Origin of the sequence: Streptomyces laurentii, from assembly GCF_040635425.1 — a bacterium.
Classification (GTDB): Bacteria; Actinomycetota; Actinomycetes; order Streptomycetales; family Streptomycetaceae; genus Streptomyces; species Streptomyces laurentii.
On record NZ_JBEYHT010000013.1, the window covers coordinates 33,932 to 51,885 of the forward strand.

The window sequence follows — 17,954 nt, forward strand, 5'->3', positions numbered from 1 at the left end:
TCAATGCTGTAACACCGGAGATGCTAGGAACGTGTTCCACTCCGCACAAGCCCCCGGGCCGAGCAAGCGCTTACCTCGGCTGGATCGGACGCTTCCGCTAGAGTCCGCCGACGACATACGGGCCGGGGCGCGAGGGGAAGGCGAGAGGCCGTGGAGACTGGGGCGGAAACGAGGGCGGCCGAGCGGCCGTACGACGTGGTGCTCTTCGGGGCGACCGGGTTCGTGGGCGAGCTCACCGCGGAGTATCTGGCCGCGCACGCGTCGGCGGACTGCCGCTGGGCCCTGGCGGGGCGCAGCCGGGACCGGCTCGCCGCGCTGCGCGACCGGCTCGCCGACCGGTGGCCGCACTGCGCCGCACTGCCGCTGCTCGTCGCGGACAGCGAGGACCCCGTGTCGCTGCGGACGCTCGCCCGCTCGGCGCGGGTCGTGGCGAGCACGGTCGGCCCCTATATCCGGTACGGGGACGAGCTGGTCGCCGCGTGCGCGCGGGCCGGCACCGACTATCTGGACCTGACCGGGGAGCCGGAGTTCGTCGACCGCGTGTACGTGCGCCACGACGCCCTGGCCCGCGAGACCGGCGCCCGCCTCGTGCACGCCTGCGGCTTCGACTCGGTCCCGCACGACCTCGGCGTCTACTTCACGGTGCGGCAGCTGCCGGAGGGGGTGCCGTTGCGGGTCGACGGGTTCGTCCGGGCGGGCGCGCTCTTCTCGGGCGGCACCTTCGCCTCGGCCCTCTCCGCGTTCGGGCGCGGCCGGGAGATGCTGGACGCGGCGCGCGAACGGCGGCTGCACGAACCGCGGTCGGTGAACCGGCGGGCCCGGGCGCCGCTCGGCGGGCCCCGGTTCAGCCGGGAGACCGGCACCTGGGCGCTGCCGCTGCCCACGCTCGATCCGCAGGTGGTGGTCCGCTCGGCGCGGGCCCTCGACCGCTACGGGCCGGACTTCCGCTACCGCCACTACGCCTCGCTGAAGACCCTGCCGGTGGCCCTGGGCGGCTCGGCGGCGGTCGGCACGGGCGTTCTGGCGGCGCAACTGCCCGCCGTACGCGCGTGGCTGACGAAGTGTTACGCGTCGGGGAAGGGGCCGAGCGCCGAACGGCGGGCCCGTAGCTGGTTCTCCGTGCGCTTCGTCGGGGAGGGCGGCGGCCGACGGGTGTTCACCGAGGTCTCGGGCGGCGACCCGGGCTACGACGAGACGGCGAAGATGCTGGCCGAGTCGGCGCTCAGCCTCGCCTTCGACCCGCTGCCCGCGACGGCCGGGCAGGTCACCACGGCGGTCGCGATGGGCGACGCGCTCCTCGGCCGGCTGCGGGCGGCGGGCCTGCGCTTCCGGGTGGCGCACTCGGGCTGAGCGGGGCCGCCGGCGACCGCGCTCAGCGCCGTACGAGACGGAATCAGTGGCGTACGAGACAGAAGGGGTGACCGGCCGGGTCGGCGTAGATGCGCCAGGACCGGTCGCCCCCGTCGTCGTCGAGCCGCCGCGCGCCGAGCGCCAGGACCGCCTCGTGCGCGACGTCCAGGTCGGCGACCCGTACGTCGATGTGGAACTGCTGCTCGGGCGCGCCCCACACCGGGGGCCGGTGGTCGGCCACGCCCTGGAAGGCGAGCACCGGGGCGCCGGAGGCGTCGTGCAGAGTGGCCCACGCGGCGCCGACGGCCCACTGGGCGTCGGGCCTGTTGATCTCACCGCCGAGCAACCGCTGGTAGAAGCGGGCCAGTTCCATCACGTCGGGGCAGTCGAGCACGAGGCACTGGAAGGTGCCGATCGCGGAGGGAAGCGCCGTACCGGGGGAAGTCATGGAGCCACTCTGCCGTCCTTGATCACACCCCCGGTATCCGTACGGATACTTACGGGTACTCAGGCGTCCCGGCCGGTCGTCGCGCCCTCGGCCGCTTCCTGCTCCGTCGCCGCGAGCGCCTCGGCGAGGGCCCGGCGGCAGAGCGCGTCGGCGTGCCGGGTGGTCTCGGGGAGGCGGTAGCGCGGGCTCAGGTGCAGGGTGTGGGCGCAGGCCCGGTCCAGGGAGACCCGGTGGCCGACGGAGACGTACACCGGCTTGACCCCGGCGCGGGTGCGCAGCGCGCGTCCGACGGTCTCGCCGTCGGCGACGAGGTCGCCGAACGCGCCGCGCTCCGGGCCGGGTTGCTCATAGGTGAAGGTGAACGGGTTCTTGGCGACACCGATCGACGGCAGCCCGGTGAGCACCCCGAGGTGACTGGCGAGCCCGAAGCGGCGGGGGTGGGCGAGGCCGTACCCGTCGCAGACCAGCACGCCGGGGTCGGCGGAAAGCCGGTCGAGCGCGGCGACCACGGTGGGGATCTCCCGGAAGGCGAGCAGCCCGGGCACGTACGGGAAGGAGACCCGCCCGACGGCGGTGGCCTCCTCGACCACCTCCAGGGTGCGGGCGTCGAGGACCACGGCCGCGGCGGCGACCAGGTCGCGCTCGTCGTCGTAGGCCACGTCGAGCCCGGTGACGTGCCCCGTCCCCGCCTCGGGCCCCTCCTCCCCCAGCACCAGCCGCCCGCGCAGCTCCTCCTGCACGGCCAGCGCCGCACCCTCGCCGGCGGGCCACCCGGCGGGAATCTCGATGATCTTCATGCTCCGGACCCTACGCGCCACCCGCGCGGGCACGCGCGGGCACGCGCGGGCATTCGCCGGTCCCTCGCGGCGCCCTCGCGCCGGGGACGAGGGCGGGGAGCCGGCATGGCGGAGCCGGCATGGCGGAGCCGGGCGCCAACCCCCTCGCCGGGATGGGCTCTCGGGGCGAGGCGTAGCCTGGCTCGTATGTTCGTACTGGAGTTGACGTACACCGCGCCGATCGAGCGGATCGACGAGCTGATTCCCGCGCATCGCACCTGGCTGGAAGCGCGGTACGCCGAGGGGGTGTTCCTGGCGTCGGGCCGGAAGGAGCCGCGCGAGGGCGGGGTGATCCTGGCCGGCGGGGTCGGCCGCTCGGAGATCGAGATGATCGTGGCGACCGACCCGTTCAGCGTCGCGGGCGTGTGCACGTACCGGATCATGGAATTCCTCGCCACCAAGACGGTGAAGGAACTCGCGCCGTTCCGGGACGAGTTGCCCGCCTCGTAACGAAGGATGCCGTCGGGAGCCGGCAGGCGTACCCCCTGCCGGTCTCCCCGTACCACCTCGCGGACCTGTCGCCTACTGGACGAAGGGGAGGAACAGGTCCGCCGTGGCCTCGGCGTGAACGGTGAACTGCTCGCGGGCCTTCGCCGGATCACTGCCCTCGATCGCCGAGACCAGACCGCGATGCTGCTGGCCGGGCGTGCTCCGGGCCTCCACTCCGCCGGGATGGTCGGCCAGCAGCCGGGTCAGCTCGTCCTGGATGCCCCGCTCGGCCTCCACCAGCCGCCGGGAGCCGGAGAGTTCGGCGATGTGCAGGTGGAGCCCCGCGTCCAGGGTGCGATACGCCTCCGCCTCCGCGATCGCCGCGTCGGCGGCGGCCTCGAGTTCACGCAGCCTGGCCAGCCCCGCCTCGGAGGCGCGCCGGGCTGCCCTGGCCGATGCCTCCCCCGACACCGCGATCCGCCAGACCGTCAGCTCTTCGATGTCGTCCAGCGTGTACGGGTGGAGAGCGGTCAGCTCCCGGATCCGGGTGAGGACATCGGGGACCACGTAGGTTCCCGCGCGGTAGCCGCGCCGGGTCTCGATCAGGCCCTCCTCCCGCAGGACCGCCATCGAGTGGCGAATGGTCATGACGGCGACGTCGAACATCTCGGCCAGGGTCTTCTCCGGCGGGAAGCGATCACCGCCGACGAGAATCCGCGCGCCGATCAGCTCGCTGAGCCGTCGTGCGATGGCCTCCGCGGCCCCGGCGGCACGCACGGGCGCAATGTGACGCGCCCAACCCTTGTCGTCCATGAAACCTATCCTCTAGATTTCGCATTTCTGCTGCAAGTCTGCGATCACTGGAGAGCCTATGAGTACGACTGAGCCCACGGCACCCCGCATCGGCATACCCGTGCGCCTCAGCGACGCCGACGCGCCCGGCGCCGACCAGCGCGTCGTCGAGGCGAACCGCATCTTCGACGACGTCGTCACGCTCATCCGCGACGCCGGTGCCGAGCCCGTCCTGCTTCGGCCCGGCTCCGACGGGACCCCGCAGGACTCCCTCCTCGCGGACTGCCGCGGCTTCGTCGTACCGGGCGGAGGGGACGTCGACCCGGCGCTGTACGGGGCCGATCCGGCGCACCCGGCCCTGTACGACGTCAACCCCGCGCAGGACCGGCTCGACACGGCCGTCATCCGCTACGCCCTGGAGAAGCGGCTGCCGTACCTCGGGATCTGCCGCGGCATGCAGCTGCTCAACATCATGCGGGGCGGCACCCTCCACCTCGATCTGCCGAAGACCTCCGTGGCGCACGACCCGGAGCCCGGCGACGAGTGGGCGGTCCACGAGGTGGCGCTCGTGTCCGGCACCGCGGTGGCCGAGGTCTTCGGTCGCGACCGGATGCCGGTGTCCTCCGGCCACCACCAGGCGGTCGACCGGGTGGGCGCCGGACTGCGGGTGGCCGCCCGCGCCGACGACGGCTGCGTGGAGGCCGTCGAGGCGTACGCCGGCCCCGAGGACTCGGGCACGACGCCGTGGACCGTCGGTGTCCAGTGGCACCCCGAAGCGTTCGTGCCCAGCTCCGAGCTGCGACTGCCGCTGTTCCGCGCGCTGCTCGAACAGGTCGAGCGGGCCGAGCGCGAGGACGCCGGGCCCCGGACGGGTGACCGGTGATGGGGCAAGGAAACGGGACGGCGACGCGCCGCCCGGACACGGGCGGGGCTCCGGCGGCGGGTGACACCGCCACCGCCGCTGGAGCCGGATCCGGCGGCGGCGCGACCACGCTGGCGCGAAGCCTCCACAGCCGCCACATCACCATGATCAGCATCGGTGGTGCGGTCGGCGCCGGACTCTTCGTCGGCTCGGGAGTCAGCATCCAGCAGGCCGGCCCGGGCATTCTGATCGCCTACGCCCTCACGGCCGCCATCGTCGTCCTGATCATGCGGATGCTGGCCGAGATGTCGATGACCCGGCCGGACACCGGCGCCTTCGCCGTCTACGGCCGGCTGGCCTTCGGCCGCTGGGCCGGATTCACCAGCGGCTGGATCTACTGGATCGGCTGGCCCCTGGGCCTGTGTGTCGAGGCCATCGCGACGGCCCGGATCGTGCACGGCTGGATCCCGGCCCTGCCGGTCTGGCTCACCGCCCTGGCCATGGTCGGCCTTGTGACCGCCGTCAACCTCTTCTCGGTACGCGCCTACGGGGAGATGGAGTTCTGGGTCGTCTGGATCAAGGTCGCGGTGATCGCCCTGTTCATCGCCGTCGGCCTCGTCGCGGTCGCCGGCCTGCTGCCGGGAACGCCCACGCCCGGCGTCGGGAACCTGGTGGACCACGGAGGCTTCCTCCCCATGGGGCTCGGCGGCGTCGTCATCGCCACCTCGGGCGCGATGTTCTCCTTCTCCGGTACCGAAATCGTGACCATCGCCGCGGGAGAGGCCCAGGACGCCGCGACCGCCATCCGCAAGAGCACCCGCACCATCCTGCTCCGGGTCACCGTCTTCTACCTCGGCTCGCTGGCGGTGATCGTCCTGCTCCTGCCCTGGAACAGCACCGCCGTGGGCGAGAGCCCCTTCGCCGCGACCCTCTCCCATCTCGGTCTGCGCGGCGCGTCCACCGTGCTGAACGTCGTGCTGTTCGCGGCGATGCTCTCCACGATGAACTCCCAGGTCTACGCCAGTTCCCGGATGCTCTTCGCGCTGGCCCGGGACCGCGACGCCCCGTCCCTCTTCGCCCGCGTCTCCCGCCGCGGTGTGCCGCACACGGCCATTCTCCTGACCGTCTCGGTCGCGGTGCTCTGCCTGCTGCTCCAGGTCTTCCATCCGACCACGGCGTTCAGCCGGCTCGTCAGCATCACCGGAGACACCGTCTACGTCACCTGGATCGGCATCGCCGCGGCGCACCTGATGCTCGGCCGCCGCGACCGCTCCGAGGGTCTCCGGCCCGCCTCCGGTACCGGGGTCTGGCTCTTCCCCTGGCTGACCTGGGCGACCCTGATCGCTCTCCTCGGGCTGTACGCGGTGATGATCGTCCTGCCGGAGTCGCGCGTGGACGCCGTGCTGGCGCTCGGGTTCACCGTGGCCGTGGCCCTCGCGGGCCTGTGGCTGCAGCGAAGGGACGCGACACCTGCCGCGTGATCCGGACGGTGGCTCCGGCCCCGGCCCCGGCGGGGCCAGAGCCAGGGCCGGGCCAGAGCCGGGGCCGGGCCAGAGCCGGGGCCGGGGCGTGGCCACCTCCGACAGGCCTCGACAGGCCCCGGCCGGCACTCCGACCGGAAGTTCGCCGCCGGGTCGGCGCGGCAGCGGCACGGGTTTACATCGTGACGACGAGTTTGCCCGTGGTGTGCGTACGGACGTTCCCTTGGGTTGCAGGAAGTGTCGTGCACTGTCGCGTCACCCTGGGCGGTGAATCTGTGGCCGACAGTTCCTGAACCGGTGTCGCGGACGTCGCAGGTGTTGCTGAGATGCGCCCGTGATGGAGAAGAGGAAAGTGCGGTTGCGGCCGTTCGTGGTGCGGATGCCGTCGGGTGACCGGTACTGGACGGTGCTGGACGAAGACGAGCTCGCGCCGATTGCCGAGGTGGATGAGTTTTTGCGGCACGTGCGGTTCGGCCGGGACCAGGCCGAGTCGACGACCGCGACGTACGCGGGCGCGATGAAGCTGTTCCTGATCTGGTGTGCCCGGTCGGGTCTCGACTGGCGGGAGTGCGCGGGTCGTCTCGGGTCTTTCATGTTCTGGCTGCGGCACGTCCGGCTAGATGGGGATCTGGTGGTCCCTGGACCGGGGCAACAGCCGGTTCGAGGCCCTCGCCGGGTGAACACGATCCTGGCCGGGGTGCGGGAGTTCTTGAAGCACCAGGTCGCCGTGGGCAACGCTCCGGTGGCGGTGCTGGGCATGCTCTACGAAGTGGCTGATGATCGTGACCTTCCTGTCGAGGTTCGTGGTGAGGCGAGCGGGCCCCGCTTCTACGCCCGAGCCCGGCATCGGGCCGCGGTCCCGGACGCACCAGTCGACCGGGCCAGCGACGACGAGGTAGTGGCTCTGCTGCGGGCCTGCCGGACGGCACGGGATCGACTGATCGTCCTGCTGATGGCGCGCGCGGGTCTGCGCCGCGGGGAAGCGGTGGGTCTGCGCCGGGAGGACATCCACTTCGTCGTCAGTGCCCGACACCTGGGTTGTTCGGTGCCGGGCTCGCACCTTCACGTGGTGCGTCGGGACAACGGCTCGGGCGCGTGGGCGAAGTCGCGTCGGTCCCGGGCAGTGCCGGTGGACTTTCTGGTGGTCCAGGCGTTCGACCAGTACGCGGTGGAGCGTGCGAGATGTGCTGAGGCGGCACTCAGCGACATAGTGCTGGTGAACCTGGCCCGGCCGCCGGCCGGGGCACCGGTGAAGCCCGGGGCGGTCAACGAGTTGCTCGTGCGGCTCTCCCGGCGGGCGGGGCTGGAGCGGGTGATCCATCCGCACTCTCTGCGGCACGCCTTCGCCACCAACGTGGTCGAGGCCGGTGCCGCCATCGACGAGGTCCAGCAGTTGCTGGGCCATCGGTCGGTGACCAGCACGCAGGTCTACCTCCACCCGTCGCCGCAGCGCCTGCGGGCCGCGGTCGACCGCGTGGGATCGCTCATCGGGGAGGTTCGCTCATGAATGTTGAGGCCGCGCTGGCACCGCCGCCCGACAGCGGGCGGGAGGACGCCCAGGCCGAGCGGCTGTTCTCGCGAGTGCGGCAGGACTTCTTGGTCCGGCTGGGGTGGGACGAGCGGCTGCGGATCGCACGGCCGTCGCCGGATCATCCCTTGATCGGGTACCGGTCCTGTACCGTGCGGAACTGCATCGCGCCTGCCCGTCTGGGAGGTGGCGCTCCCCTGTGTGCCACCTGCCGAGGACGGTGGCGGGCCGGCGAGCAGGACTTGGAGGACTTCCTGACAACAGCGGTTCGGATCTTCACGGGCACCGATGGCCCGTGCCGGGTGCCGGGGTGCGAGCGGGTCTGGAGGTCGTTCGACAACCCGGTCTGCCTCAGCCACATGGATCAGAAGTACCGCCTCGGGATCGAGACGATCGAGGACTTCGTCCTCGATCCGCGGGTGGGACCGAAGCCGGCGTTGGAGCCGTGCTCGGTGGCAGCGTGTCACCGGCAGAGTAAGGACCGCGGCGGATTCTGCGCGGGGCACCGATGGAGCTGGAACGAAGCCAGGCGAAAGGATCCGGACGTCGATCTCGGGCTGTGGTCCCGGACCGCGCCAGCGGTCCACGACGGCACCTTGATCAGCTTTCGCGGATTACCGGACCTCGTTGTCGCCGAGTTGCTGTTCGGAACTCAGCAGCGCCTGGACCGGCACGTCCGGCTGCTGCACACGGCGTTCAAAGGCCTGTGCGACACGGCTCGCGCCCAGCAGGTCACCAGTCTGAGCCAGCTGGCGGTCGAGGCGAACACGCGGATGGCGGGGGTGTGGAAGTCGATGACGGCCGACATCCGCGTCGGTCTGGCCACGCCGGAACTGGAGCAGCTCAAGGACGTGTGGGACGCGGAGGTCTTCGGGCTGGGCAAGGGCCGCACCATGAACTTCACCGGCCTGAGCCAGGAGTGGCTGCGGCGGGCGGCCAAGGCGTGGGTGCTGGATGCCATTCCCCGCCGCTACGGCCGGAACATCCCCAACTCCCTCATGGCCATGGTCGTCTGCTTGGAGCGGCTCTCCGACAGCCTGCGCATCAATCGCGAGGACCACGGGGACGCCCCAGAGCGGCTGCGCCGCACCGACGTCGAGGTCTTCCAGCAGCGCCTGGCCTACCTGGAGCACACCGGGCAGATCAGTCCGAACCTGCGAGTGACGATCTGCCGATGGTGCGCACGGTTCCTGCGCGAGATCCGTGAGATGGGTCTGACCCGGCCCCGCCAGATGCTGGCTGGGCTGCCCGACGACTTCTCGTTCCGCAAGGGCGACATTCCCCGGCCACCAGAGGACGAGGGCGGCGGGCGGGCTCTGCCGGAGGAGATCCTGGCCCAGTTGTGCGCACGGCTGGACACCCTGGAGACCAGCCGACGCAACGGCCGGTCGGGAGCCCCGGCCGGAGGGCGGCACGTTCGGATCGCGGTAGAGATCCTTATCGACACCGGCCGGCGCCCAGACGAGGTGCAAAAACTTCCCTGGGATTGTCTGGAGACCGACGCGGACGGCAAGCACGTCCTTGTCTACACCGACTTCAAGAACAACAGGCTGCGATGCCAGCTGCCGATCCCGGACACCACCGCCTCGATGATCCGCGAGCAGCGCGACCTCGTCCGCGGCCGCTTCCCGGACACCCCCACGGACCAGCTCGTGCTGTTCCCGAACCCGAACTTCAACCCGGACGGCACCAAGCCCTACCGGTCGATGTTCCTCTCCCAACTCCATCGCGAGTGGCTGAACACCATGCCGCCCCTGCTCACCGCCGCGGGGGATGAGTTCGACAAGGCACGGATCACGCTCTACGCCTACCGGCACAGCTACGCCCAACGGCACGCCGATGCCGGGACGCCGGTGGACGTGCTGCGGGAGCTGATGGGACACAAGACCCTCGGCACCACACAGACGTACTACCGGGTCTCCGAGAAGCGCACGCGTCAGGCCGTCGATCGCCTGGTCACCCTCCAGTTCGACCGACACGGCGGCCGGCTGTGGGACGAGGCCAAAGCCCTCCTGGACCACGAGCACACCCGGATGCGGATCGGGCAGGTCGCCGTACCGTTCGGGATCTGCGCCGAACCCAGCAACGTCAAAGCCGGCGGACACGCCTGCCCCTTCCGGTTCCGGTGCCTGGGCTGTGATCACTTCCGCACCGACCCCTCCTACCTTCCGGACCTGCGGGCCTACCTCGACACCCTGCTTCGAGACCGGGAACGGCTGGCCGCGGCCACCGAGCTCGACGCCTGGGCCCGGGCGGAAGCAACACCGTCCGAGGAGGAGATCAGTCGCCTACGGCGTCTGATCCGCAGGCTCGAGAGCAACCTCGACGCCCTCACCGCCGAAGAACGGGAGGAGATCCGTCAGGCCACCTCGGCCCTGCGCCGGTCCCGCGCCGTACAGCTCGGCATGCCCACCCTCCGGCCAGCCGCCGGTGGCCCTCCACTCGAACGGGAAGCATGAAGCCAACCTCTCCGGCCGACCGGCTCGCCCAGGCCCGAACCGATGACTCCACCCGCCGCCGCAGGCGCGTGCTGGCCGCACTCGACGACCTGACCCGCGACGGCCAGCCGATCAGTGTTTCCGCCGTCGCCCGCTTGGCCGGCGTCCACCGCAGTCTGATCTACCGCCACGGCGACCTCCACGCAGCCGTGGCGGCCAGGGCGGCCCAACCACCCAACAACACCAGCGGACCGCAGGTCAGCCGGAACTCCCTGCTGAGCGATCTGGCCAACCTCACCGAACGCAACACCCGCCTTGCGGAGCACGTGGCCCGCCTCGAACAACGCCTGTCTGAAGCCTTTGGCCAGGACGCCTGGCGCGCCACTGGCCTCGGTGCTCCTACCGACACCGACACCCTCCAGCGGAAGATCGACCACCTTGAACAACAGGTCGCCGAGCTCCGCGACCAGCTCTCCGAACGCGAAGAAGACCTCCGGGCATCCCGAGCCACGAACCGGGAGTTGATGACCCAGCTCAACAGCACCTCTCGCTGACCTCATTACGGCCTGTCGTGAAAGTGCTGGTCACGAGTGATCTGGCATGCATGAACAACGTGGCTGTCAGTGGTGTCGTGCATGATCAGCGCGTCAGTTCTCTGTAGACGGGAAGGCGCCATGCCGATCACAAATCAGCAGGTAGCAGGGCACGCGTTTCTGCGGCCCATGTACGAGGACTCGTACTTCCCCGATCACGTCGTCGACCAGGGCAGGGCGATCCTGCTGCGGCTGTGCGAGCGGATCGAGGCTGAGCAGCCGCCGAATCTACAAGCCTTGTACGCGCTCACCCAGGCCGCGACGGAGGAGTTCAACCTTCTGGAAGCGGAGTTCGAGGCAGCTGGCAGTGAGATCGAGACAGTCGCGCGTGAGTGGATCGCTGAGGAGTTCTGGCTTGTCGCGTCGGCATACGGGTTCGCAGACGCGGATACAGAGGAGCTGATCGCCGGCAGAGACTGGTGAGCAAAGGCCAGCCTGATACCCGCCCGGTCACCTGCCCCATGGCGCTGTCAGTGCGGAGACCTATCCTCCAGGGACATCACGGATGGCACAGGAGTCGCACGATGCAGATCGCAGGTATCGACCTGTACGTGAATCACCCAGTGTTGGCCATCGGTTCGACCGAGTGGATCCCCACGACACTGGCTCTCAACAATGAGCCCGCAGCTGCCTGCGACACTCACCTCATCGTCCGCGTGCAGGCCCAGACCGTGCTGGTCAAGGTACGGATCTTCCAAGATCACGATGACTCGGATAGCCAGGGACGGGATATGGAAAGCCTGAGCACGGTGTTCGACGGACATCTTCTGCTAAGCGATGGCCGCCTCGTCGTCGGGGACGTGGTCGGCGAGAGCCGGTTCACCACTTCCCTGCTCGGCATGCCGGGCCGGCGGCGAGTCCGGGTATCTGTCGACGACCCGCAGGGACGGGCTCGTGCCGTTGACATCGTCATCAGTGCCGAGACGGCGTGACGGAGCCGATCCCCTTCGCTGAACAGCACACCTCGCGCGTTCACCCGCGGGGCGAATTCCCTGAGCAGCCAGGACCGCCCGAGCCGATCGTCGCTCAGGGCTGCCAGCGCGGGGCCTCATCATCGGGTGTGTCCGGGCTGGCGAAGTGGAACGGTACAGAGAGGTACTCAGCAAGAACACGCCCCGCCCGCTCGACAGCTACCGCTGCGGGGTGGCGCGGGTCGCCATCCGCGTCCTCGGCGAGGTATCGCTTGGCCGTTGACCAGTAGACGGTGGCCATGTGGGCCTCTCCCGCCGGATCGGCGGTGATGGCTAGCAGCCGTACGAACCAGTCGTGGACGGTGTCACCATCCCAGATCGCCTCGATCGCCACGATGCGGCCCTCGCACCCGGCCGCCCGATAGGCCAGCGACTCCAGATCGAGGGAGCTCTCCGGCTCGCGTGCAATCCGGTCCCCGTAGTGGAGATAGCGGTCATTGGCGATCAGCTGAGCAGTACCAACACCGATCCCGTGGGGAACGAGGCCGATGGCGACGATGACACGCACTGCCCCGAGAAGGGAGTCCTGAAGGATGTATCCGTCGATCTCGTCGCGGATCCCGGCAGGCAGACTCTCCCACCACTCGGTCCTGGCCGCCTTGTTCATGCCCATCGAGAGCCCCCGTCCCCTTGGAGGCCCCAACAGTCGAGCCTCGGGCCACTCTACGTCGTCGTCCAGCACCGTCTACGACAGCTGTCGCGCAGCGACCCGTCTGGTCGCAGCGTTTCTGATCAGGGACAACACCGGCCGACCAATATCTCGACCCGCAACCAACCAGACAGAAAGGCAGAAGTCGACACATGCCCGCGGGCCCTCGTCGAGGCGGTAGCGGCGCCCGATCGTGGCGCGCAGCTCTCCCCGTTCCGCCGCTTCACCGATGTCGCGCATGCCGCGCATGTCGCGCATGTCGCCGAGCACGACGTCCAGGCCGATGACGAAGTGCAGTTCGATGCCGTCGCGCCCGACCATCTCCGTCGTGGGCACTGGATGGGTGACGGTCAGCAGGCGGCCGCCGGGACGCAGCGCGCGGGCGAGAACGGACAGACGGTCGCCCGGCAGGACGGCGTTGACCACGACGTCCACGTCGGCCGGATCATCCGAAGCCCGATAGCCGATCGTCTCGTCGGCGCCCAGCGCGCGCAGCACTTCGGCGTCGCCGTCGGTCGCCGTGGCGATCACGTGGGCCCGCGCGGCGGCGAGCAGCGGGATCAGCGCGGTGCCGACACCGCCGGTCGCCCCGACGACCAGCACCCGCTCGCCCGGCCGGACGTTCCCGGTCCTCGCGACCGCCCGCGCGGTCAAGCCCGTCGTGGCCGGCTACGTCCCCGCCGCCTCACCCGAGTTGTGGCGGCGATACCTCGCGATCATCTTCGACGGCCTGCGCCCGGAAGGTGCCCACACACCGCCTCAGCCGCCTCCGGACGCGCTGTGAGGCGGCACCGGCGACCGGCCGGTGTGCTGTGACGTCCGGTGTGCTGTGCCGTCGGGCGGCTCCGCCTACGTCCTGGTCCGCTGGAAAGGTGCTCCCGCGACGGCGAGCGGGCGTCTTCGCCGGCCCGCGACAGCTTCGCGGCCATCGGCACCGGTTCCCCCCGGCCGAGGCCGACGACAGCATCGTGCGCCGGGCAGCGCACCGAACAGGTGCCTCCCCGGCGCACGAACCGCTGCGGCTTCCGCCCCTCCCGGTCGGTCGACCTGAACCTAGCGGACGGCCGAGCGCGCGATGCGGCCCTTCTCGCCCGCGGCCCAGCAGGCGCCGTCGGCGGTGCAGGAGACCGTGTCGTACGAACCGGTGTCGATGGTCCGCCAGGTACGGCCGCCGTCAGTGGTGAGGTCGGTGCCGGTGGGACCGACGGCGAGGGCCGCGGACGCGCTGTGCGGGAGCCAGGCGACACCCGAGCGGTAGGCGGACGGCGGGGTGGCGGAGGCGGTCCAGCCGCGTCCGCCGTCACCGGTGACGGCGGCGGCCCGCGGGGAGGCCTGGTCGGCGCGGTAATCGCCGCCGACCGCGAGGCCGTGCCGGCGGTCGCGGAAGGCGAGCCCGAAGACGCCCTTGGCGCCCTCCCCGGCCGGGATGGTCGTCTCGGCCGCGGTCCAGTTCAGCCCGCGGTCCGCCGAGTGCAGCACGCGCCCGGCCGGGCCGCCGCCGGTGGCCAGCCACACGTCCTTGGGCCCGGACGACACCAGGCACTGGCCGCTCGCCGCGAAACCGGCCTCGCCGGGCTGGGCGGCGGGCATGCCGGCGTCGGGCAGGACCCGCCAGGACCGGCCGCCGTCGCCGGTGGACAGGATGCGGTACTTGCCGTCCACCGGGTCGCTCATGGCCAGCCCGTGGCGGTTGTCGAAGAAGGTCATGCAGTCGTAGAAGGCACGCGGGTCGGTGTTGCGGAAGGACTCGGTCCAGGTCCGCCCGCCGTCCTCGGTGCGCAGGACGCGGGACGCCTCGCCCTCGCCGATGGCGAGCGCCACGGCCCGCCGGGCGTCGAACGCCTCCACATCGCGGAACTCCAGTTCCCCGGCCCCGGCCGGAGAGACGTTTCGCCAGGTCCGTCCGCCATCGGTGGTGCGCAGCACCGTCCCCCTCGTACCCGCCGCCCAGGCCACCGACCGGCTCACCGCGGCGAGCCCCCGGAACCGGGCGTCCGTGCCGGTGGCGGTGAGCTGCCACGCACCGGGCTCGGGCGTCCGCCCGTGCGCGCCGGCCGGGACGGCGGGCGCCAGCGCGAGCACGGCCCCGGCCAGCCCGAGAGCCGCCACCAGTCGCCGCCTCAGCGGGCTCTTCTGTCTCGTCTTCCCCATGGACGTCATGGCGGGCGAAGCTAGCCCACCGGGAAGATCCCGTCCAGAGTGCGCACCGGACCGCACCTTCCTAGGCTGGGAGGCATGACGGACCGCAGCGGGGCCGACCCCGCCCCGGAGGAGAAGCCGAAGGTCAAGGAATACGACGGCGCGGGCATCACCGTCACCTTCGAGCCGCGCCGCTGTCTGCACGCCGCCGAGTGCGTACGCGGCCTGCCGAGCGTCTTCGACCTGGAGCAGCGGCCCTGGGTGCAGCCCGGCAACGCGGCCCCCGACCTGGTCGCCGAGGTGGTCCGGCGCTGCCCGTCGGGCGCGCTGCAGTACCGGCCGGAGGACGGTTCGGCCGAGCCCGCCGACACGCCCACCACCGTGACCCGGATGCCGGACGGTCGGCTGCTGATGCGCGGCGACCTGCGGGTGCGTTCCGGCGCGGGCGAGCGGCGCGAGACGCGGGTGGTGCTGTGCGGCTGCGGGGCGTCGGGCAACCAGCCGTACTGCGACCACTCCGGCGCCTGCGCGGGCGGCGACTTCGACCACGCCGACGAGCGCTGACGAACACTGACGAACGCTGACCAGCGCTGACCTGGGCGGACGGCCATCGGCGGGGGGCTTTCCCGAGCGAATACGGCAGGTCGGGGCGGGGGCGGCGGACGCGGCGGGGTGGAGTCGGGTCCGCGGCGAGCCGGACGGTGACGCAGCTCACGTACCCCCTCGGTACACGATCCGGCGCTCTGGTTCGTCCTTCCCTGTGTCAGGGAGATGCCAGAGAACGCAGCCGCGCGACAGGAGGCCGATCCATGTCCACCGTCTTCGAGCAGCCCGTGCAGGCCCGACTGGTGGCGTCCGCGCCGCGGACGGAGGCCGTCGCCGCCACCCTTCGGTACGACCGCGCGGACCCGTACGCCGTGAGCATGGCCTTCCCGCCACCCGCCACCCTGGAGGGGGTCGAGGTGTCCTGGGCCTTCGGGCGCGAACTGCTCGCCGAGGGCGTCGAAGGGCCCGCCGGGGTCGGGGACGTACGGCTGCGGCCGTACGGGGACGACCGCACGGTGGTCGAGTTCCACGCGCCCGAGGGCGTGGCCATGGTGCACGTCCGCACGGCCGAGCTGCGTCGCTTCCTGGAGCGCTCGCAGCGCGTGGTGCCCTGGGGACGCGAGCACCAGTACCTGGACTGGGACGCGGACTTGGCGAACCTGCTGAAGGACCGCCCGTGACGGAGGCCGAGCGCCGCCGTCCCGTGTCGCCGGTAATTCGATTGCGGCCGCCGACGGCCGCGCCCTAGCCTTCTTCCCGGCCCCATACAGTCGCCTGATCGGAGAAGGCCGTTGCTTTGCTGAGATTCGAGACACCGTGCCGCGCGTGCCGCATCGCCGCCGCGTGTGCCGTCCTCGACCTCGGCGTATGAGCGAACGAGCCCTGCCTTCCCGCTGTTTCGGCTGATACAGCTTCAGCTTCCTGGGTATTCCAGCTTTCCAGGCTCTCCTGGCTGATCTGGCTATACCGGCTGATCTGGCTGATCTGGCTGATCTGGCTGATCTGGCTGCCGCTCTGTCACGGCTTTCGTCCGCGCCCCGGTGTCTCACGCGATCCCCTGACCGTGAACTGCGACCGGGAGGCCTCCATGGCGACTCATCCCACTTTCCTCACCTGCACGAACCTTTCCTTCTCCTGGCCCGACGGGACGAAGGTCCTCGACGACTTCCGGCTGACCGTCGGCCCCGGCCGGACCGGTCTGGTCGGCCTCAACGGGGCCGGGAAGTCGACCCTGCTCAAGCTGCTCGCCGGGGAACTCGCCCCGGCATCGGGATCCGTCCGCGCCGCCGGCGAGATCGGGTATCTGCCGCAGAATCTGGTGCTGCGCACCGACCTGCGGATCGACCGGGTCCTCGGCATCGAGCGGACCCGGGCGGCCCTGCACGCGATCGAGTCGGGCGACACCGCGGAGGAGCACTTCACGGCCGTCGGCGACGACTGGGACGTGGAGGAGCGGGCGCGGGCCGTACTCGACCAGCTCGGGCTCGGGCACATCGGCCTGGACCACACCGTCGGCGAGATCTCGGGCGGCGAGTCGGTGCTGCTGCGGCTGGCCGCGCTGCTGCTCGCCCGGCCGGAGATCCTGCTGCTCGACGAGCCGACGAACAACCTCGACCTGTTCGCACGGCGTCGGCTGTACGAGGCGGTGGACGCCTGGTCCGGAGTGCTGGTCGTGGTGAGCCACGACCTCGAACTCCTGGAGCGGGTCGACCAGATCGCCGATCTGCGGGACGGCGAGGTCACGCTGTACGGCGGGACGTGGTCGGACTACCAGAGGGCGCTCGCGGTCGAACAGGAGGCGGCCGAACGGATGGTGCGGGTCGCCGAGGCCGACGTCCAGCGGCAGAAGCGGGAACTGGGCGACGCACACGCGAAGTTGGCACGTCGCAGGCGCTACGGGCAGAAGAGCTTCGAGAACCGGGTGGCCCCGAAGATCGTCGCCAACACCCGCAAGGCCGCCGCCGAGGTGTCCTCGGGCAAGCACCGGGCGGTGCACGCCGAGCGGCTGGCCGAGGCGCGGTCGCGCCTGGACACGGCGGTGGAGGCGGTGCGGGACGACGACGAGATCCGTATCGAACTGCCCCGCACGAAGGTCCATCCAGGCGGGGACGTACTACTGCTGCGCGACCTGGAGCTGCGGCACGGGTCGCGGGTCGACGGCGGGTTCGAGCTGCGGGGCCCGGAGCGGGTGGCGCTGCTCGGCCGGAACGGCGCGGGCAAGACGACGCTGCTGCGGACGATCGCGGGCGAACTGGCCCCGGCGGAAGGAGAGATGGCGGTGCATGTGCCGCTGCGTTTCCTGCCGCAGCGGCTGGATCTGCTGGACGACGGACTGAGCGTGGTGGAGAACGTCAAGCGGTTCGCGCCGGCGGCGACGCCCAACGAGATCCGGGCGCGACTGGCGCGGTTCCTGTTCCGGGGCGCGCGGGCGGACCGCCCGGTGGAGACGCTGTCGGGCGGCGAACGCTTCCGCGCGACGCTGGCGGCCCTGCTGCTGGCCGAGCCGGCACCGAAGCTGCTCATGCTGGACGAGCCGACCAACAACCTGGACATGGCGTCGGTGCGGAGCCTGACGGCCGCACTGGAGGCCTACGAGGGGGCGCTGGTCGTGGCGAGCCACGACGTCACGTTCCTGCGGTCGTTGGGGATCAGCCGCTGGCTGGTGCTGGACGGCACGTTGCGGCCGACGACGGAGGGGGAGGCGAGGGAGGGGTTCGCGGATCGGTGAGCGGGTCTGGTTGATGACGTTCGGGCCTGCCTGGTGGGTTGGGGCTGGGCAGGCCTGGGCGGGGAGGCGGCTGTACGGGATGGGGCGGGGGTGAACTGGTGTGACTTCAGAGGCGACCCAGGAGTCTCCCGTGACGAATCAATTCGCCCCACGCCCCCTACCGG

The 17,954-nt window shown here is 71.1% G+C and carries 19 protein-coding genes; 13 read left to right on the top strand and 6 right to left on the bottom strand.

Annotated features, from left to right (window positions below):
- Window positions 1-150: 150 nt before the first annotated feature.
- The gene (locus ABZ693_RS11235) at window positions 151-1,350 is read left to right on the top strand and encodes a saccharopine dehydrogenase family protein (protein ID WP_359875571.1); all 1,200 of its coding nucleotides are present in this window, start codon (window positions 151-153) and stop codon (window positions 1,348-1,350) included.
- 43 nt (window positions 1,351-1,393) lie between these two features.
- Here the strand turns inward: ABZ693_RS11235 and ABZ693_RS11240 are convergent, their stop codons facing one another.
- Together ABZ693_RS11240 and ABZ693_RS11245 are read right to left on the bottom strand one after the other, a co-directional pair.
- On the bottom strand, window positions 1,394-1,798 hold the full coding sequence (locus ABZ693_RS11240) for a VOC family protein (protein WP_359875573.1): 405 nt from the start codon (window positions 1,796-1,798) through the stop codon (window positions 1,394-1,396).
- A gap of 59 nt (window positions 1,799-1,857) precedes the next feature.
- The gene (locus ABZ693_RS11245; RefSeq protein WP_359875575.1) at window positions 1,858-2,595 is read right to left on the bottom strand and encodes an endonuclease V; all 738 of its coding nucleotides are present in this window, start codon (window positions 2,593-2,595) and stop codon (window positions 1,858-1,860) included.
- Between the two features lie 186 nt (window positions 2,596-2,781).
- Between ABZ693_RS11245 and ABZ693_RS11250 the strand changes: the two genes are divergently transcribed.
- Complete coding sequence (locus ABZ693_RS11250; protein ID WP_359875577.1) at window positions 2,782-3,084, top strand: YciI family protein; 303 nt, start codon at window positions 2,782-2,784, stop codon at window positions 3,082-3,084.
- Between the two features lie 72 nt (window positions 3,085-3,156).
- On the opposite strand, the gene ABZ693_RS11255 is transcribed toward ABZ693_RS11250, so the two are convergent.
- Complete coding sequence (locus tag ABZ693_RS11255) at window positions 3,157-3,876, bottom strand: FadR/GntR family transcriptional regulator (protein WP_359875579.1); 720 nt, start codon at window positions 3,874-3,876, stop codon at window positions 3,157-3,159.
- Window positions 3,877-3,934: 58 nt separating this feature from the next.
- On the opposite strand from ABZ693_RS11255, the gene ABZ693_RS11260 reads away from it, so the two are divergent.
- From ABZ693_RS11260 to ABZ693_RS11290, 7 genes are all read left to right on the top strand, one after another.
- Window positions 3,935-4,738, top strand: a complete 804-nt coding sequence (locus ABZ693_RS11260) for a gamma-glutamyl-gamma-aminobutyrate hydrolase family protein (RefSeq protein WP_359875581.1) — start codon at window positions 3,935-3,937, stop codon at window positions 4,736-4,738.
- Window positions 4,738-6,198: an amino acid permease gene (locus tag ABZ693_RS11265; protein ID WP_359875583.1), complete on the top strand. Its 1,461-nt coding sequence runs from the start codon at window positions 4,738-4,740 to the stop codon at window positions 6,196-6,198. The genes ABZ693_RS11260 and ABZ693_RS11265 overlap by 1 nt, the downstream gene beginning before the upstream one ends.
- 337 nt (window positions 6,199-6,535) lie before the next feature.
- Window positions 6,536-7,705: a tyrosine-type recombinase/integrase gene (locus ABZ693_RS11270; RefSeq protein ID WP_359875684.1), complete on the top strand. Its 1,170-nt coding sequence runs from the start codon at window positions 6,536-6,538 to the stop codon at window positions 7,703-7,705.
- A 659-nt stretch (window positions 7,706-8,364) separates the two neighbouring features.
- The gene (locus ABZ693_RS11275; RefSeq protein WP_359875584.1) at window positions 8,365-10,185 is read left to right on the top strand and encodes a tyrosine-type recombinase/integrase; all 1,821 of its coding nucleotides are present in this window, start codon (window positions 8,365-8,367) and stop codon (window positions 10,183-10,185) included.
- Window positions 10,182-10,718 (top strand): DUF6262 family protein, encoded by a 537-nt coding sequence (locus ABZ693_RS11280; protein WP_359875585.1) that lies wholly within the window; start codon window positions 10,182-10,184, stop codon window positions 10,716-10,718. The genes ABZ693_RS11275 and ABZ693_RS11280 overlap by 4 nt, the downstream gene beginning before the upstream one ends.
- A gap of 120 nt (window positions 10,719-10,838) precedes the next feature.
- Window positions 10,839-11,180 (top strand): DUF5713 family protein, encoded by a 342-nt coding sequence (locus ABZ693_RS11285; protein WP_359875587.1) that lies wholly within the window; start codon window positions 10,839-10,841, stop codon window positions 11,178-11,180.
- A gap of 101 nt (window positions 11,181-11,281) precedes the next feature.
- Window positions 11,282-11,689, top strand: coding sequence for a hypothetical protein (locus ABZ693_RS11290; RefSeq protein ID WP_359875588.1), 408 nt, complete (start codon window positions 11,282-11,284; stop codon window positions 11,687-11,689).
- A 94-nt stretch (window positions 11,690-11,783) separates the two neighbouring features.
- Here the strand turns inward: ABZ693_RS11290 and ABZ693_RS11295 are convergent, their stop codons facing one another.
- Together ABZ693_RS11295 and ABZ693_RS11300 are read right to left on the bottom strand one after the other, a co-directional pair.
- Window positions 11,784-12,341: a hypothetical protein gene (locus ABZ693_RS11295; RefSeq protein WP_359875589.1), complete on the bottom strand. Its 558-nt coding sequence runs from the start codon at window positions 12,339-12,341 to the stop codon at window positions 11,784-11,786.
- A gap of 72 nt (window positions 12,342-12,413) precedes the next feature.
- The gene (locus ABZ693_RS11300; protein WP_359875590.1) at window positions 12,414-12,980 is read right to left on the bottom strand and encodes a zinc-binding dehydrogenase; all 567 of its coding nucleotides are present in this window, start codon (window positions 12,978-12,980) and stop codon (window positions 12,414-12,416) included.
- Between ABZ693_RS11300 and ABZ693_RS11305 the strand changes: the two genes are divergently transcribed.
- Window positions 12,946-13,161 carry a hypothetical protein gene (locus ABZ693_RS11305; RefSeq protein ID WP_359875591.1) on the top strand — a complete coding sequence of 72 codons (216 nt, stop codon included), beginning with the start codon at window positions 12,946-12,948 and terminating at the stop codon, window positions 13,159-13,161. The genes ABZ693_RS11300 and ABZ693_RS11305 overlap by 35 nt on opposite strands.
- A 269-nt stretch (window positions 13,162-13,430) precedes the next feature.
- On the opposite strand, the gene ABZ693_RS11310 is transcribed toward ABZ693_RS11305, so the two are convergent.
- Window positions 13,431-14,528, bottom strand: a complete 1,098-nt coding sequence (locus ABZ693_RS11310) for a WD40/YVTN/BNR-like repeat-containing protein (protein WP_359875592.1) — start codon at window positions 14,526-14,528, stop codon at window positions 13,431-13,433.
- Window positions 14,529-14,612: 84 nt separating this feature from the next.
- Here ABZ693_RS11310 and ABZ693_RS11315 point away from each other — a divergent pair, with 84 nt between their 5' ends.
- The 3 genes from ABZ693_RS11315 (at window position 14,613) to ABZ693_RS11325 (ending at window position 17,790) form a co-directional block, all read left to right on the top strand.
- Complete coding sequence (locus tag ABZ693_RS11315) at window positions 14,613-15,080, top strand: (4Fe-4S)-binding protein (RefSeq protein WP_359875594.1); 468 nt, start codon at window positions 14,613-14,615, stop codon at window positions 15,078-15,080.
- Window positions 15,081-15,325: 245 nt separating this feature from the next.
- Window positions 15,326-15,742, top strand: coding sequence for a spore wall synthesis regulator SsgD (gene ssgD / locus ABZ693_RS11320; RefSeq protein WP_359875595.1), 417 nt, complete (start codon window positions 15,326-15,328; stop codon window positions 15,740-15,742).
- Window positions 15,743-16,149: 407 nt separating this feature from the next.
- Complete coding sequence (locus tag ABZ693_RS11325) at window positions 16,150-17,790, top strand: ABC-F family ATP-binding cassette domain-containing protein (RefSeq protein WP_359875597.1); 1,641 nt, start codon at window positions 16,150-16,152, stop codon at window positions 17,788-17,790.
- The last annotated feature ends 164 nt before the right edge of the window (window positions 17,791-17,954 follow it).

Coding starts and splice junctions, on each gene's coding strand:
- ABZ693_RS11240 (WP_359875573.1), bottom strand. CDS start 1,798: ATGACTTCCCCCGGTACGGCGCTTCCCTCCGCGATCGGCACCTTCCAG.
- ABZ693_RS11245 (WP_359875575.1), bottom strand. CDS start 2,595: ATGAAGATCATCGAGATTCCCGCCGGGTGGCCCGCCGGCGAGGGTGCG.
- ABZ693_RS11250 (WP_359875577.1), top strand. CDS start 2,782: ATGTTCGTACTGGAGTTGACGTACACCGCGCCGATCGAGCGGATCGAC.
- ABZ693_RS11255 (WP_359875579.1), bottom strand. CDS start 3,876: ATGGACGACAAGGGTTGGGCGCGTCACATTGCGCCCGTGCGTGCCGCC.
- ABZ693_RS11260 (WP_359875581.1), top strand. CDS start 3,935: ATGAGTACGACTGAGCCCACGGCACCCCGCATCGGCATACCCGTGCGC.
- ABZ693_RS11265 (WP_359875583.1), top strand. CDS start 4,738: ATGGGGCAAGGAAACGGGACGGCGACGCGCCGCCCGGACACGGGCGGG.
- ABZ693_RS11270 (WP_359875684.1), top strand. CDS start 6,536: ATGGAGAAGAGGAAAGTGCGGTTGCGGCCGTTCGTGGTGCGGATGCCG.
- ABZ693_RS11280 (WP_359875585.1), top strand. CDS start 10,182: ATGAAGCCAACCTCTCCGGCCGACCGGCTCGCCCAGGCCCGAACCGAT.
- ABZ693_RS11285 (WP_359875587.1), top strand. CDS start 10,839: ATGCCGATCACAAATCAGCAGGTAGCAGGGCACGCGTTTCTGCGGCCC.
- ABZ693_RS11290 (WP_359875588.1), top strand. CDS start 11,282: ATGCAGATCGCAGGTATCGACCTGTACGTGAATCACCCAGTGTTGGCC.
- ABZ693_RS11295 (WP_359875589.1), bottom strand. CDS start 12,341: ATGGGCATGAACAAGGCGGCCAGGACCGAGTGGTGGGAGAGTCTGCCT.
- ABZ693_RS11310 (WP_359875592.1), bottom strand. CDS start 14,528: ATGGGGAAGACGAGACAGAAGAGCCCGCTGAGGCGGCGACTGGTGGCG.
- ABZ693_RS11315 (WP_359875594.1), top strand. CDS start 14,613: ATGACGGACCGCAGCGGGGCCGACCCCGCCCCGGAGGAGAAGCCGAAG.
- ssgD (WP_359875595.1), top strand. CDS start 15,326: ATGTCCACCGTCTTCGAGCAGCCCGTGCAGGCCCGACTGGTGGCGTCC.
- ABZ693_RS11325 (WP_359875597.1), top strand. CDS start 16,150: ATGGCGACTCATCCCACTTTCCTCACCTGCACGAACCTTTCCTTCTCC.